The sequence below is a fragment of the Streptomyces sp. NPDC002588 genome (genome assembly GCF_040295925.1).
Taxonomy (GTDB): domain Bacteria; phylum Actinomycetota; class Actinomycetes; order Streptomycetales; family Streptomycetaceae; genus Streptomyces.
The window spans coordinates 12,763-27,419 of sequence record NZ_JBEOWF010000006.1 but is presented as its reverse complement, the minus strand read 5'-3'; the positions used below and the strand labels follow the sequence as shown (position 1 = coordinate 27,419).

At 71.2% G+C, this 14,657-nt stretch carries 12 protein-coding genes and 1 pseudogene; 5 read left to right on the top strand and 8 right to left on the bottom strand.

Annotation, left to right across the window (positions count from 1 at the left end; genetic code table 11):
• Nucleotides 1-2: 2 nt before the first annotated feature.
• Nucleotides 3-764 carry a DeoR/GlpR family DNA-binding transcription regulator gene (locus tag ABT057_RS08455; protein WP_352341697.1) on the bottom strand — a complete coding sequence of 254 codons (762 nt, stop codon included), beginning with the start codon at nucleotides 762-764 and terminating at the stop codon, nucleotides 3-5.
• A gap of 179 nt (nucleotides 765-943) precedes the next feature.
• The gene (locus ABT057_RS08450) at nucleotides 944-2,488 is read right to left on the bottom strand and encodes an MFS transporter (RefSeq protein WP_352341696.1); all 1,545 of its coding nucleotides are present in this window, start codon (nucleotides 2,486-2,488) and stop codon (nucleotides 944-946) included.
• Nucleotides 2,489-2,550: 62 nt separating this feature from the next.
• Between ABT057_RS08450 and ABT057_RS08445 the strand changes: the two genes are divergently transcribed.
• Complete coding sequence (locus tag ABT057_RS08445) at nucleotides 2,551-3,534, top strand: helix-turn-helix transcriptional regulator (protein WP_352341695.1); 984 nt, start codon at nucleotides 2,551-2,553, stop codon at nucleotides 3,532-3,534.
• A 91-nt stretch (nucleotides 3,535-3,625) separates the two neighbouring features.
• Here the strand turns inward: ABT057_RS08445 and ABT057_RS08440 are convergent, their stop codons facing one another.
• Together ABT057_RS08440 and ABT057_RS08435 are read right to left on the bottom strand one after the other, a co-directional pair.
• On the bottom strand, nucleotides 3,626-4,315 hold the full coding sequence (locus ABT057_RS08440) for a TetR/AcrR family transcriptional regulator (protein WP_352341887.1): 690 nt from the start codon (nucleotides 4,313-4,315) through the stop codon (nucleotides 3,626-3,628).
• A 492-nt stretch (nucleotides 4,316-4,807) separates the two neighbouring features.
• Nucleotides 4,808-5,806 (bottom strand): sigma-70 family RNA polymerase sigma factor, encoded by a 999-nt coding sequence (locus tag ABT057_RS08435; RefSeq protein ID WP_352341694.1) that lies wholly within the window; start codon nucleotides 5,804-5,806, stop codon nucleotides 4,808-4,810.
• A 215-nt stretch (nucleotides 5,807-6,021) separates the two neighbouring features.
• Between ABT057_RS08435 and ABT057_RS08430 the strand changes: the two genes are divergently transcribed.
• Complete coding sequence (locus ABT057_RS08430; protein WP_352341693.1) at nucleotides 6,022-6,540, top strand: GNAT family N-acetyltransferase; 519 nt, start codon at nucleotides 6,022-6,024, stop codon at nucleotides 6,538-6,540.
• A 35-nt stretch (nucleotides 6,541-6,575) separates the two neighbouring features.
• Here the strand turns inward: ABT057_RS08430 and ABT057_RS08425 are convergent, their stop codons facing one another.
• The gene (locus ABT057_RS08425; protein ID WP_352341692.1) at nucleotides 6,576-7,361 is read right to left on the bottom strand and encodes a dioxygenase family protein; all 786 of its coding nucleotides are present in this window, start codon (nucleotides 7,359-7,361) and stop codon (nucleotides 6,576-6,578) included.
• A 215-nt stretch (nucleotides 7,362-7,576) separates the two neighbouring features.
• Here ABT057_RS08425 and ABT057_RS08420 point away from each other — a divergent pair, with 215 nt between their 5' ends.
• Nucleotides 7,577-8,086, top strand: coding sequence for a MarR family winged helix-turn-helix transcriptional regulator (locus ABT057_RS08420; RefSeq protein ID WP_352341691.1), 510 nt, complete (start codon nucleotides 7,577-7,579; stop codon nucleotides 8,084-8,086).
• A 19-nt stretch (nucleotides 8,087-8,105) separates the two neighbouring features.
• Here ABT057_RS08420 and ABT057_RS08415 read toward each other — a convergent pair whose 3' ends face one another.
• Nucleotides 8,106-9,629 carry an MFS transporter gene (locus ABT057_RS08415; protein WP_352341690.1) on the bottom strand — a complete coding sequence of 508 codons (1,524 nt, stop codon included), beginning with the start codon at nucleotides 9,627-9,629 and terminating at the stop codon, nucleotides 8,106-8,108.
• Between the two features lie 113 nt (nucleotides 9,630-9,742).
• Nucleotides 9,743-10,387 carry a TetR/AcrR family transcriptional regulator gene (locus tag ABT057_RS08410; protein ID WP_352341689.1) on the bottom strand — a complete coding sequence of 215 codons (645 nt, stop codon included), beginning with the start codon at nucleotides 10,385-10,387 and terminating at the stop codon, nucleotides 9,743-9,745.
• A 281-nt stretch (nucleotides 10,388-10,668) separates the two neighbouring features.
• Here ABT057_RS08410 and ABT057_RS08405 point away from each other — a divergent pair, with 281 nt between their 5' ends.
• Together ABT057_RS08405 and ABT057_RS08400 are read left to right on the top strand one after the other, a co-directional pair.
• Nucleotides 10,669-11,997, top strand: coding sequence for a M6 family metalloprotease domain-containing protein (locus ABT057_RS08405; protein WP_352341688.1), 1,329 nt, complete (start codon nucleotides 10,669-10,671; stop codon nucleotides 11,995-11,997).
• Nucleotides 11,998-12,088: 91 nt separating this feature from the next.
• Nucleotides 12,089-13,672, top strand: coding sequence for an IclR family transcriptional regulator domain-containing protein (locus ABT057_RS08400; protein ID WP_352341687.1), 1,584 nt, complete (start codon nucleotides 12,089-12,091; stop codon nucleotides 13,670-13,672).
• Nucleotides 13,673-13,893: 221 nt separating this feature from the next.
• Here ABT057_RS08400 and ABT057_RS08395 read toward each other — a convergent pair.
• Nucleotides 13,894-14,529: pseudogene (locus ABT057_RS08395) on the bottom strand (trimeric intracellular cation channel family protein); the annotation flags it as partial.
• Nucleotides 14,530-14,657 lie beyond the last annotated feature (128 nt).

Below are 14,657 nucleotides of genomic sequence, written 5' to 3'. Positions count from 1 at the left end.
GCTCATGCTCGTACTACTTCCGTGCCGCCGCGCTCGATGGCGGCCGCGTCGTCGTCGCTCAGCCCGCTGTCGGTGATCAGCAGGTCCACGTCGCTCAGGTCGCCGAAGCGGGCGAAGTGCTCCTGGCCGTGTTTGGAGGAGTCGGCGAGCAGCACCACCCGGCGGGCGGCGGCGACGGCCGCCTGCTTGACCGCGGCCTCGGCGAGGTCGGGGGTGGTCAGCCCGTGTTCGGCGGAGAAGCCGTTGGCGGCGACGAACAGGACGTCGGCACGGATCTCGCCGTAAGCCCGCAGCGCCCAGGCGTCCACGGCGGCGCGCGTACGGTGCCGTACACGCCCCCCGACGAGGTGGAGCTGCATGCCGGGGTGGTCCGCGAGGCGGGCGGCGATCGGCAGGCTGTGGGTGACGACGGTGAGCTCGGCCTCCAGCGGGAGCGCGGCAGCGAGGCGGGCGACCGTGGTGCCGGCGTCGAGGATCATCGTGCCCTCGGCGGGCAGTTCCGTGAGGGCCGCCTTGGCGATGCGGTCCTTCTCGTCGGTGGAGGTGCCCTCGCGTTCGGCGAGGTCCGGTTCGAAGTCGAGGCGTCCGACCGGTATGGCGCCGCCGTGGACCCGGCGCACCAGTCCGGCACGGTCGAGGGCCTTCAGGTCGCGGCGGATCGTCTCCGCGGTGACCTGGAACTCCTCGGCCAGCGACAGGACGTCGACCCGGCCGCCGTCACGGGCGAGCCGCAGGATCTCCTGCTGCCGCTCCGGTGCGTACATGTCCGTTTACCTCCGACCGATGCCCGAACCTGTGGTTTCGATCGGAGGCTACGCCCGGATTTCCGGAAAGTAAACAGGTTCGGACGTTATTCGGGCATGAACGGACTTTCGGCCCTGGTCGGGCCCAAGAGTCGGTGCCCGGCACCAGGGGTGAGTGCCGGGCACCGGGTCCGTTCGGCTCACGGTACGAGCTGCGGCTCACGCCCTTCCCGGGGCGAGTCCGCAGACCCCGGGGACTCCTCCCCCGCCGCCCCCTCCTGATGCACCGCGGGCCGCTTCGGCAGGGCCGACATCAGCAGGAAGATCGCCACCAGCACCGCGGCCACCCACACCAGCGCGTGCTGGAAGGCGTTCACGAAGGCGGGGCCCACCTCGGTGCTGGCCGGCCGGTCCGGGATCACGCCGAAGAAGACCACGGAGACCAGGCCGAGACCGAGCGCATTACCCATCTGCTGCACGGTGTTGATGAGCCCGGACGCGGAACCCGCGTGCTCGCGCGGCACTCCCGACAGCACGGCGTCCGTCAGGGGGGCGACGATCAGGCCCATGCCGACTCCCATCACGACCAGCGGGAGCGCCATCTGCCAGGGAGCGATGCCGAGGCCGTAGCGCTCGGACTCCCAGATGTAGAGCAGGACGCCCACGGCCATGGTCAGCGCACCCGCCTGCAGCACCTTGCGGCCGAAGCGCGGCACCAGCTTCTGCACGGACAGTCCGGCGGCCGTGGAGACGGCGAGCGAGAACGGGACGCCGGTGAGGCCTGCCCGCAGCAGGCTCCAGCCCAGGCCGACCTGCAGATACAGCGTCCAGACCAGGAAGAAGATGCCGAGCGCGAGGCCGAAGACGGTCTGGATGAGGATCCCCGCGGCGAAGCTCCGCACTCGGAAGAGGGAGAGTTCGATCAGCGGCGAGCCGTCCCGCGCGCTCTTGCGCCGTTCGTACGCGACGAGCGCCCCGAAGACTCCGAACGCGCCCGCCATCGACACGTACCCCCACAGCGGCCAGCCCAGCTCACGGCCCCGGGTGAGCGGGTAGAGCAGCATCAGCAGTCCCAGGGTCACCAGCGCGACGCCGACCAGGTCCAGCCGCACGGCCTTGGGCGCCCTGGACTCCGTGATGAAACGGCTGCCGAGGATCAGGCCGGCGATGCCGAAGGGCAGGTTGATCAGGAAGATCGGCCGCCACTCGAGCCCGAAGAGGTTCCACTCCGTCAGCAGTGCGCCCAGCAGCGGACCGGTGACGGCGCCGAGGCCCACGATCGCACCGAACAGGCCGAACACCTTGCCGCGTTCGTGTGCCGGGAAGGTGGCGTGCACGATCGACAGCACCTGGGGCACCATCATCGCCGCCATACCGCCCTGCAGGATGCGGGAGGCGACGAGCATCTCCGGGTCCGCGGCGAATCCGCACAGCGCGGAGGCCACGGTGAAGCCGCCGATGCCTATGAGGAACAGCCGCTTGCGTCCGTGGATGTCGCCGAGCCGGCCGCCGGTGATCAGCCCGGCGGCGAAGGCGAGGGCGTAACCGGCGGTGATCCACTGGATCTGGCTGACGGATGCGCCCGCGTCCTTCTGGATGGACGGGATCGCGATGTTGACGATGGTGACGTCGACGAGGTCCATGAAGGCAGCGGTCATCACGATCGCGAGGGCGAACCAACGACGGCGGTCCGCCGCCTCGGCCGTCCGGTCCGTGCTGTCCGCAAGCGGTTCGGTTGAGGTCATGGTGTGACGGTAGGACCTCATTAGGTCAGATCACGTCCTAGTGGTGCGGCATCCTCGAACGTATGACGACGGACACCCCGGCTCGGCTGCTCCAGCTCCTCTCCCTCCTCCAGACGCCCCGGGAATGGCCCGGCGGCGAGCTCGCCGACCGGCTCGGAGTGTCCCGGCGCACGGTGCGCCGGGACATCGACCGGCTGCGCGAACTGGGCTATCCCGTGCAGGCCTCCAAGGGCTCGGACGGCGGGTACCGGCTGGTCGCGGGCAAGGCGATGCCGCCGCTCGTGCTGGACGACGAGGAGGCCGTGGCGATCGCGGTCGGACTGCGGGCGGGGGCCGGGCACGCGCTCGAGGGGGTGGACGAGGCGTCGGTGCGGGCGCTGGCCAAGCTGGAGCAGGTACTGCCGGCCCGGCTACGGCATCGTGTCTCCACCCTCCAGGCCGCGACCATGCCGCTGACCAGCGGGGACGGCGCGAGCATCGCTCCCGAGACACTGACCGTGATGGCGTCCACGGTGGCCGGGCGGGAGCGGCTGCGGTTCGCCTACCGGGCGAAGGACGGCACGGAGTCCCGGCGGCTGACCGAGCCGTACCGGCTGGTGTCGACGGGGCGGCGCTGGTACCTGGTGGCGTACGACCTCGACCGGGCCGACTGGCGCACCTTCCGCGTGGACCGGGTGCGGGAGCCGTTCGCCACGGGGGCGCGGTTCGCTCCGCGGGAGTTGCCGGCGGGCGACGCGGCGGAATACCTCCGGCGGTCGATCCAGTGGCGCCCGGACACAGCGGAGTACGAGTACGACGTCGTCTTCGCGGACTCACCGGAGTCCGTCGCCACCCGGCTCCCGGTGTGGCTGGCGCAGACGGTCGAGCAGGACGGGGGCGGCTGCCGGCTGCGCGGGTCGACCAGCGGCCCCGTGGAGTGGCTGGCGATGCGGCTGGCGACGGTGGGGTCCGACTTCTCGGTCCGGGGACCGGTGGAACTGGTCGAGTGCGTAAGGGAGTTGGGGGAGCGGCTGGGGCGGGCGGCGGATGGTGGGGGCGTCCACTGAAACGCGGGTACGCACGCGGGCCGCGGAAACGCACATGCGCGCCTGCGAAACACACCCGCGCGCCCTGCCAACCGTCGGTCCGGCCCTCGCCCTACTGTCGGCCACCCCGGTTCCGGTCGTCCTCCCAGGCGAACCCCCGCAGCGCCCGCAGATTGCGCAGCGCCAGTTCCGCGGGGCCGTCGGGCCCGGCGGCCGGCGTCTCCGCCGCGGCCCAGCTCTCCATCGCCACCCGGACCGCGGCGCTCGCGACGGCGGCGGCGAAGCGCTGGTGCGGGGTGATCCCACGAGACTCGTTTCCGCCACCACAACCGCCACCACCGCCGCTGCCGGAGTCATGGGAAACGTTGTCGGACGGGACACCCTCCCGTGGGCCGTCACCCCGCGAGAGCCGTGCCGCCAGTACCTCCGCCAGGGTCTCCTCCGACGCCTGGCAGACCTCCGCCCAGACCTTGCCCAGGCCGGGGTTCGTCCCCGCCATGCGGATCAGGGTGCGCACCCACTGCCAGGACGCCGCCGAGACGCCTTCGCCGGGAACGAGGGTGTGGTGCACGGCGCGCTCCAGGGCCGCGGGGACGGGAAGTTCCGGCGGAGCCTCGCGTACCGCTTCCGTCCAGCGCTGGGCGCCCGCCGCGTAGAGGGGGGCGACGGCCTCCTCCTTGGTGGCGAAATAGCGGTAGAAGGTGCGGGGGGCGATGCCCGCGGCCTGCGCGATGTCCTCGGCGCGGGTGGCCCTCGGGCCACGGGCGGCGAAGAGGCCGGCGGCCGCTCTGGCGATCTCCATCCGGGTCGCCGCCTTGCGCCGCTCGGTCAGGGAGGCCGCGGCGGGGGTGGAGCTGCTCACCACGGCAGGCTATGCCCATGTGGCACAATCTGCCATTCGGGCGGGCCACCCCGTGGTTCAGGTACGGGGTGCCCCGCCCACCCCCATCGGCGCGAAAAAGCGAGCCGGGCTCCGGCGCCTGGGGGGAGAGGCACCGAAGCCCGGCTCGGGGAAAGTCCCGGCGCCGGGGGGATGGCTGCGTCGGGACGTGGTCTTGGAACCTGGTACTGGAACGTGGTCCTGGGAAGTGCGGGGCTTCAGGGTCGGTTCGTCTCGACGGCGGTCCGGGTCGTAGCGGTCCGAACTCCCGTGCCCTGAAGACTTGTTCCCCCGGGTCCCTCCTTTGAAGCAGCGTTGTACCGCCATGTTCGCGCCGGGCCGGCCACCCGGCGTACGCGGGCGGAACCGGTACGCCCGGGTGGTGACCCGGCAGGGCTCAGGACCTGTCACACCCTAGGCCGCCGCCTCGAAGCCGGTGTCCCGTGCGAGCTTCTTCAGCTCCAGCAGGGCGTGCTTCTCGATCTGGCGGATGCGCTCGCGCGTCAGGCCGTGCTGCTTGCCGACCTCGGTCAGGGTGCGCTCGCGGCCGTCCTCGATGCCGTAGCGCATCTTGATGATGGACGCCGTGCGCGGGTCGAGGCGGTCGATGAGGCCGTCGAGTTCCTCGCTGCGCAGCAGGGTGAGGACCGACTGCTCCGGCGACACCGCCGACGTGTCCTCCAGGAGGTCACCGAACTGGGTCTCACCCTCGTCGTCCACCGACATGTTCAGGGAGACCGGGTCACGGGCCCAGTCCAGGACGTCGATGACGCGCTCCGGGGTGGAGGCGAGCTCCGCGGCGATCTCGGCGGGCTCGGGGTCGCGGCCGTGCTCCCGGTTGAACTCGCGCTGGACGCGGCGGATCCGGCCGAGCTCCTCCACGAGGTGGACGGGCAGGCGGATGGTGCGCGACTGGTCGGCGATGGACCGGGTGATGGCCTGGCGGATCCACCAGGTGGCGTACGTCGAGAACTTGAAGCCCTTGCGGTAGTCGAACTTCTCGACCGCCCTGACCAGGCCCGCGTTGCCCTCCTGGATCAGGTCGAGAAGGGGCAGGCCGCTGCGGGGGTATCGGCGGGCGACCGCGACGACCAGCCGGAGGTTGGAGCGGATGAAGACGTCCTTGGCCCGCTCGCTCTCGGCGACGAGGGCCTCGAGCTCCTCCCGGGTGGCTCGGGCCTTCGACTCCTCGTACCCGTCGAGGACCTGCCGAGCGAACACACCCGCTTCGATGATCTGTGACAGCTCGACCTCCTTGGCGGCGTCGAGCAGCGGTGTGCGCGCGATCTCATCGAGGTACATGCCGACCAGATCGCGGTCGGCGATCTCGCCGCCGTGGACGCGAACACTGCTTGCCGCGTCGGCCGTCTCGCCGGTGGCGGACTTACGACGGGCGACGGCACGGGTTGCCATGCGTGCTCCCTTGCGATGGTGGGGTCAGCGGGTGGTCCTTGGACACCAGGCACTCGCTCACGTCGTCCCCGGACTGTTTTCGGGACTCTGCTCGGGTGCCCTGCATCCGATGGAAACAACGACTGGAATCAGGACAGAATTCCCAACCCGTGCCTCGAATTTTCTGATCATGCAGTACCCTGTCCGGCCACCGTCAGGCCACACGGGGAGTCATGATGTCGCCGGAACGTAGCGAGGTGCAGGTCAGGCCAGGAATCGAGGCAGACCTCGAAGCCCTCACGGACCTCTACAACCACTACGTACGTGAGACGTCCATCACATTCGATACCGCGGTCTTCACTTCCGAGGAGCGCCGCTCGTGGCTGCTCTCCCACCCTGAAGACGGACCGTACCGACTGAAGGTTGCCGTGGACACGGACTCACAGGAGATTCTGGGGTACGCCACATCCAGCCCCTACCGGCCGAAGGCGGCCTACTCCACGTCGGTCGAGGTGACGGTGTACGTGTCGCCGCGGGCCGGGCGCCGCGGCATCGGCACGCTGCTCTACAAGGCGCTCTTCGAGGCGCTGGCGGGCGAGGACCTGCACCGCGCGTACGCGGGGATCGCCCAGCCGAACGAAGCGTCCGCGCGCCTGCACGAACGCTTCGGTTTCCGGCATGTCGGCACCTATCGCGAGGTGGGCCGCAAGTTCGGCCGCTACTGGGACGTGGCCTGGTACGAGAAGGAACTCTAGGGGAACTCCGGGGCAGCTCCAGGGCGACCCGACGGTCAGCCGAACTGCACCGACCGCTTGGCCAGCCCCATCCAGAACCCGTCGATCACCGACTTCTGCGCGTCCAGTTCGCCGGAGACCTCGGCGGCGCCCATGGTCACGAACAGCGGGGCGAAGTGCTCCGTGCGCGGGTGGGCGTAGCGGCCGGCCGGGGCCTTGTGGAGGAAGTCCAGGAGGGAGTCCCAGTCGCGGGACTCCATGGCGCGCCGCCCCCAGTCGTCGAACTCCACGGACCAGCGGGGAATCCCGACCTGCCGCAGGGCGGCCAGGTTGTGGGTGAAGAAGCCGGAGCCGACGATGAGGACGCCCTCGTCGCGCAGGGGCGCGAGTTTGCGGCCGATCTCCATGAGGCGGACCGGGTCGAGGGTCGGCATCGAGATCTGCAGGACCGGGATGTCGGCGGCGGGGAACATCTCGACGAGCGGTACGTACGCGCCGTGGTCCAGGCCCCGGTCGGGGATGTCCTGGACGGGGGTCCCGGGAGCGCGCAGCAGCTTGCGTACGCTCTCCGCGAGCCCGGGCGCGCCCGGGGCGTCGTACGTCACCCGGTAGTAGTGCTCGGGGAAGCCCCAGAAGTCGTAGACGAGGGGGACCGGGTCGACTGCGCCGAGGGCGAGGGGGGCCTCCTCCCAGTGGGCGGAGACCATCAGGATCGCCTTGGGGCGGGGCAGGCCGGCGGACCAGGCCGCGAGCTCTCCGGGCCAGATCGGGTCGTCCGCGAGCGGCGGGGCGCCATGGCTGAGATACAGGGCGGGCATGCGCTCCTGAGTGGCGGCGGACATGACGACGACTCCCTCCGGGACCTTGTTTCTGGGGACCTGGGTTCGCGGAACCTTGCCTTTGAGGGCCTTGTTTCCCGCAACGGTGTTGCCGCGGGCCGGTTTGCCCGGGACCGTGGTGTCCGGAACCAGGTTGCTTGAAATCTAAAACGTCAACGTCCAAGAGCATATTCCCGACTAGTTCAAGATTCAAGGAGCAGACCTTTACAGTGGAGTACATGAATACGGCATCCACATCCGCTGAAGCGCCCCGGTGGCTCACCGACGAGGAGCAGCGCGTCTGGCGCTCCTACGTGCACGCCACCACCCTCCTCGAGGACCACATGGACCGACAGCTCCAGCGCGACGCGGGCATGCCCCACATCTATTACGGTCTCCTGGTCAAGCTCGCCGATTCGCCCCGCCGCCGGCTGCGGATGACCGAGCTGGCCATGTACGCGAAGATCACCCGCTCCCGGCTCTCGCACGCCATCGCCCGGCTGGAGAAGAACGGCTGGGTGCGCCGCGAGGACTGCGACTCGGACAAGCGCGGGCAGTTCGCGGTCCTCACCGACCAGGGCCTGGACGTACTCAGGCGGGCGGCGCCCGGCCATGTCACCGCCGTGCGCAACGCGGTGTTCGACCGGCTCAGCCCGGAACAGCAGAAGTCCCTCGGCGAGATCATGCAGATCGTCGCCGAGGGACTCGAGCCCAACGAAGCGGGTGCCGACCTTCCCTGGCTGCGCTAGACAGCCGGCGCTACGCGCGTCAGTGGGCGACCACCGGCACGTGTACGGCTTCCTCGGCGCCCTCTTCCGCGCCCGCGACCGAGCCGCCCATGTCCGGCTTGCCGGCGTTGATGAGCGTCAGGGCGATCGTGGCGGCGGTGACCAGGATGCCGACGGCGAACCAGATGGCGATCGTGTAGCCGTGCACCATGCCCTCCAGCTGCACCAGCTGCTGCTGGGGCTTGCCGGCGGCACCGGCGATGTGGTCCTTGATGTACGACGTGGTCGCGGACGCGGCGACCGTGTTCAGCAGGGCGGTGCCGATCGCGCCGCCCACCTGCTGCGAGGTGTTGACCATCGCGGAGGCGACACCGGCGTCACGGGGCTCGATGCCGTACGTGGCCAGCGACATGGCCGGCATGAACGCCGTACCCATGCCGAGGCCGAGCAGCAGCATCGCGGGCAGCAGCAGGGCCGCGTACGACGAACCGATCTCCAGGCGGGTCAGCACCAGCATGCCGAGCGCGGCGACCAGGAAGCCGGGGCCCATCAGCAGCCGGGCCGGGACCCGGGTCATCAGACGGGCGCCGATCTGGGTGGAACCGGTGATCATGCCCGCGATCATCGGGAGGAACGCGAAGCCGGTCTTGACCGGCGAGTAGCCCTTCACGACCTGCAGGTAGTAGGTCAGGAAGAGGAACAGGCCGAACATCGCGATGACCGCCAGGCCGAGCGAGAGGTAGACACCGCCCCGGTTGCGGTCGGTGAGGACGCGCAGCGGCAGCAGCGGCGCCTTGACCTTGGACTCGACGATCACGAAGGCGGCGAGCAGGACGGCGGACGCGACGAACATGCCGACGGTCAGGGAGTCGCTCCAGCCGTCCGCCTCGGCGCGGGTGAAGCCGTAGACCAGGGAGACCAGGCCCAGGGTGGAGAGGACGACGCCCGGGATGTCGAGGGAGGAGCGGTTGCGGCCGCCCTCGGGCTCACGGATGACGAAGTACGCGCCGGCCGCGGCGACGATCGCGAACGGGATGTTCACGAAGAACGTCCAGCGCCAGTCCAGGTACTCGGTGAGGAAACCGCCGAGGATCAGGCCGACGGCGCCGCCGCCGCCGGCGATCGCGCCGTAGATGCCGAACGCCTTGGCGCGCTCCTTGGCGTCGGTGAACATCACGGCGAGCAGGGAGAGCGCGGCGGGCGCGAGGAGCGCGCCGAAGGCGCCCTGGAGTGCGCGGGCGCCGAACATCATCGCCTCGTTGGTGGCCGCGCCGCCGAGCGCGGAGGCCGCGGCGAAGCCGCCGAGACCGGTGACGAAGGCGCGCTTGCGGCCCCACAGGTCGGCGATGCGGCCGCCGAAGAGCAGCAGACCGCCGAAGGCGAGGGCGTAGGCGGTGACGATCCACTGCCGGTTGCCGTCGGAGATGCCCAGGTCCTGCTGGGCGGAGGGCATCGCGATGTTCACGATGGTGGCGTCGAGGACGACCATCAGCTGGGCTATGGCGATGAACGCCAGGGCTTTCCAGCGGTTGGCGTCCGGAGTTGCCGGAACTGTCTGAGACATGGGGGTACCCACTTCGGGACTTCGTCGGAACTTCGTAAGGGAAAAGGACGTGCCGAGCACAGGTGACGTGTCGAGCACACGTATGGACTGCTGAGGTACTGCCGTCTAATCGCTCAGGCCTGGCGCAGGTCCTCCATCGTCATGGCCGTGCCGGGCAGGACGGAGGAGGCCGGGGCCCGCAGTCCGTCCAGGAACAGTTGGAGATGGCGGTGGACGAAGCGGTCGGCGTTCAGGCATCCGGTGCCGGCCGGGGGCCGGCTGAGCTGGGCCACCGCGATCATCAGGTCACCCACGCCGACGTCGGACCGCAGTTGTCCGGCCGCCCTGGCGCGGTCCATGACCTCTTCGATGATCTTTTCGGCGCGCTTGCGGGCGTCCTCCAGGTCGGGGTGGTGCCGGTCGAAGGTGCTGGAGACCATCGGGCACAGCGCGCCGACCCGCTCGTCGGCGGAGGCGTGCACGAAGTGCTCCAGCGCCGCGAAGGCGTCGCCGGTCTCGGCGAGGGCGGCCTGACCGGCCTGGACCGTACGGTCCATGACCGAGCAGACGACCTCGCGGACCAGCGCGTCGCGGTCGGGGAAGTGACGGTAGACCGTGGCGTTGCCGACGCCGGCCCGGCGGGCGATGTCGTCGAGCGGCACGTCGGGGCCGAGCTCGGTGAACATCTCGCGGGCGGCGGTGACGATCCGCTCGCGGTTGCGCAGGGCGTCGGCGCGCGGCCGGGGCGCCTTGCGCTCTGCGGCGATCGCGGTCTGCACGGTCGTACTCCTTGTCGAAGGACTGCGGCGATCCGGGGAAGCTGTCCCCGTTTCGCTCGGACACCTGGCTAAACGGGGAAACGGTCCCCGGATATTTCCCGAACCCGAAAGTTTTCCCATGTGACCTGAGTCACGCGCGAGGCCGCGGTAAACGGAGCCTCCCGTACCGCCCGGTAATCCCCGATCGGTCGCTTCCAGCGCGCGTCCGTCCGCACCCCGGCACAGGGTGATCGCAGGGGTGCAGCCGGTTGCCGGCGGCTGCCCGGAGCGAAAGGTCTCGCATGCAGCCGCAGCCCGTGCGCCCCGCCGCCCCGGCCCGCGCGGGCGAGCCGCTCCGCCGCCGGATACGCCCGCGCCGCCTCGCCGCCCTCGTCTCCATGACCGCGCTGACCCTCGTGGTCAGCACGTCGGCCGGCAACGGCCGCCTCGCCCCCGCCCCAGGACCGGCGAGGGCGGGCGCCGGCCCGGTCTTCCTGGGCCGCTCCTCCGCCCTCGCCCCCTGCATGATCAGCGGCGGCCCGGCCGTCCAGATGTCCGAGGGCTTCCCGACGCCCGGCGGATACGTCCGTTCGACCGGCACCGTCCGCGCCCTCACCCTGATGATCGACTTCCCGGGCACCCCGGGCCGGGGCAGCGCGCTCGCCCGCTACCGCGAGTTCTTCCCGCAGACCGAGGAATGGTTCCGCACGGCGTCGTACGGCCGTCTCGACTACCGCTCCGACACGCCCGTCCGGCGCTGGCTGCACATGCCGAAGTCGTTCCGGGCGTACCGCATAGACCGCGGCGCACCCTTCGACCCCGGCTACCGCGCCCTCGTCAAGGACATCGTGGCCGCCGCCGACCCGACGGTGGACTTCCGCGCGTACGACCTGCTGAACGTGCTGGTGACCCCGAACGCGGGCCCCTCCGCGCTGGACACGGTGCTGTCCGTCACCTTCGCCGGGAACACCGAGGCCCCGGTCGCCGACGGGGTGTCGGTCGCCAACGCGTCCTTCGTCTACTCCCGCCAGGACGACGGTTCCGGCTCCTACGGCCGCACCGGCTACCGCGTCCTGCCGCACGAGAACGGCCATGTCTTCGGCCTGCCCGACCTCTACACCCAGGACGGCGGCGGCGCGGTCGGCCACTGGGACATCATGAGCGAGGACTGGGGAGCCAACAACGACCTGCTCGGCTGGCACAAGTGGAAACTGGGCTGGCTGGACCCCTCCCAGATCTCCTGCGCGGCGGCGCGGGGAACGACGGAGTACCCGCTCACCCCGCTGTGGCGGTCCGGCGGCCCGAAGCTCGTCTTCGTCCCCCTCGACGGCCGTACCGGTTACGCCGTCGAACTGCGCGCCCGCGGCGGCAACGACGAGACGGTGTGCCGGCCGGGCGTGCTCGTGTACCGGGTGGACGCGGACGTCGACACCGGCATGGGGCCGATGACGCTGTACGACTCCCGCAAGGACAGCGGGGGCTGCACCCGCAGCCCGAACGTCCACGCGGAACTCTCCGACGCCGCGTTCGTCCCCGGCGAGACCTTCAAGGATCCGAAGCGGAAGATCCGGATCTCGGTGACGGGGAAGGACCCGCAGGAGGAGTACCGGGTGCGGGTCACCCGGGGCTGAGCAGCCGCCCACGCGTCCGAACGACCGGGGGTCCGGATTACCGTAGGGCTGCCCAGATCGCCGTACCGGAGACCGCCGTACCGGAGAACCGATGCCCGCGAAGATGACCACCACCCCCGAAGGGGAGACGGCCGCTCCCGAGGAGGCCGTCGTCCCGCTGATGCGCGGGGTGGCCGTGCTGCGGCAGCTGACCGGGGCCGGCGGGGCGATGCGGCTGAGCGAACTGGAACGGGCCACCGGCCTGGCCCGCTCCACCGTGGACCGGGTCACCGCGACCCTCGCCCGCATGGGATACGTCCGCCTGGACGGCCGGGACGCGGCCCTGACCCCTCGGGTGATGGAACTGGGCAACGCCTACCTGGCCGCCCTGCGCCTGCCGTCCCTGCTGGGCGCACGGGCGGACGCGCTCGCCGACGAACTGGACGAGTCGGTGTCCCTGGCGGTCGCCGACCGCGACGGCATCCGCTTCATCCACCAGGCGACCCGCCGCCGCGCGATGTCCCTGAGCTTCCGCATCGGCGACCTGCTGCCGGCCGAACGCACCGCGCCGGGCCCCCTGTTCGCCGCGGACTGGACGGAGACGGACTGGGCCGCGTGGCGTGCCCGCCGCGCCGCGGACCCGCAGTCCCGCACCTTCCCCGCCATACCGCCCGCCCCGCACCGGACCCCGGACGAGGACGACGAGGACTTCGTACGACGCACCCGGCACGCGGCGGCGGAGGGCTGGTCCCTGGACGACCAGCTGATCGAGCCGGGCCTCGTCGCGGTCTCGGTCCCGGTACGGGACCCGGCCACGGGCCGTGTCGCCTGTGTGGCGAACGTCGTCAGCCACACCAGCCGCCACACGGCGGCGGATCTGCGCGACACCCTGCTGCCCCGGTTGCGGGCGGCGGTGAGGACGATGGAGTCGGACCTGCGGCACGCCCCCACCCCCGCCCCCGGGCCGCCGCCCGCGGGCCTCGCCCTCTGGACGGGCGCGTCGAAACAGGAACTGGGCCGCGGCTTCGTCGAGTCCCTGGCGCGCGGGCTCACCGTCCTCACGGCGTTCGGGGAGGGCCGGTCCGAGCTGACCCTGACGGATGTCGCGAAGGCGACGGGCCTGGCCCGCGCGACGGCCCGCCGAGCCCTGATCACCTACGAACACCTGGGCCTGGTCACCCCCGGCGCCCCGCCCCGCACCTTCGCCCCCACCCCCCGGATCCTCTCCCTCGGCTTCCCTCCCCTGTCCCGTACGACCCTCCCCCGCATCGCCGGCCCGCACCTGGCGGCGCTGGCGCAGCGGGTCCACGAGTCGACGGCCCTGGCGGTCCTCACCGAGGAGGGCGACGAGATCCAGTACACGGCGGGGGTGGCCGCGCAGCACCTGATGAGCGTGGACGTGACGGTGGGCAGCCGGCGCCCGGCGCGGCTCACGGCGACGGGACGGGTGCTGCGCCTCGGCGGGGATCACGCCCTCGTCGACGAGGAGTTGGAACAGGGCCTGCGCTCGATCGCGGTACCCGTCCACGACCGCACGGGCCGGGTCGTCGCGGCGGTCGGCGTCGCCACGCACGCGGCGCGCAGGACGGCCGAGGAGTGCGTCCGCGACATCCTCCCCGAACTGGCCGCCACCGCGAGCCTGATGGAATCCGACCTCCACGTGGCGTCCCGCTTCACCCCCGTACCCCTCTCCTGACCCACGGTCTACTGACCGACTTGGCCCCTGCGCGGGGTGAACGGCCCCGCGTCGATGCCCGGCAGGGTGACCGTGCCGGGCGCTGAGGGGGGCGGCGTGGGCGTATCGGCCGTGAGGGAGGGCAGCGTGACCGTATCGGCGTCCATGGCCGGTGCGCGGTGCGGGGCCGGTTTCGCCGTCGGCGGCTGTTGCCGCATACCCGCGAACGGATGGCGCCAGAAGTGGGAACGCGGGGTTCGCCAGTTGTAGCGGATGGCGAGGAGCCGCAGTCCGAAGGCGAACAGCGAGGTGCCTATGGCGGTGCCGACGTTCAGCAGTCCGGTGGCGTGGAGCAGGACGGCCGAGGTCGCGCCGGCGAGGGCGGGCAGCGCGTACAGGTCGCGGTTCCAGCGGAGCAGCGCCGGCTGTTCGAGGGCGAGGAGATGGGCGAGCACGCCGCCGCCGACGGCGCTGGCGCTGCCGAGCGTGACGGCGGCGGGAGAGTTGAAGCCGTGGGAGAGCGCCTTGATCGTGCCGGTGACGCTGAAGAGTCCGAGCGCCGCCGCGTCGGAGATGTCGAACAGCCTGCCGTCGTGCACCGTGTCGTCATGGCGCAGCCGGTGGCCGAAGTACACGATCGCCGCGGCGGCGCAGGGGGTGAAGAAGTAGCCGAGATCGGTGAAGGCGACGGGGGTGACCCCGAGCACCAGGTCACGGAAGAGTCCGCCGCCGAGGCCCGCCGTCTCGCTGAGGATGACCGTCCCGAAGATGTCGAAGTCCTTGCGTACCGCGAGGAACGCTCCTGAGAGGGCGAAGGCGAAGATGCCTAAGAGATCCATCACGTACTGGACGGCGCCGCTCAGTTCCTCGATCGGCATGGGTCAGGCCTCCCTGAAGGCTGGTGGGCATGCCGGCCCATGAGGGCTGTCGGGCACGCGACCGATAAGCGAAGGTGCCGTCCGTGCGGACGGTGTGGCGAGTGCGGCGCCCGGTCCCTCGGGCAGCC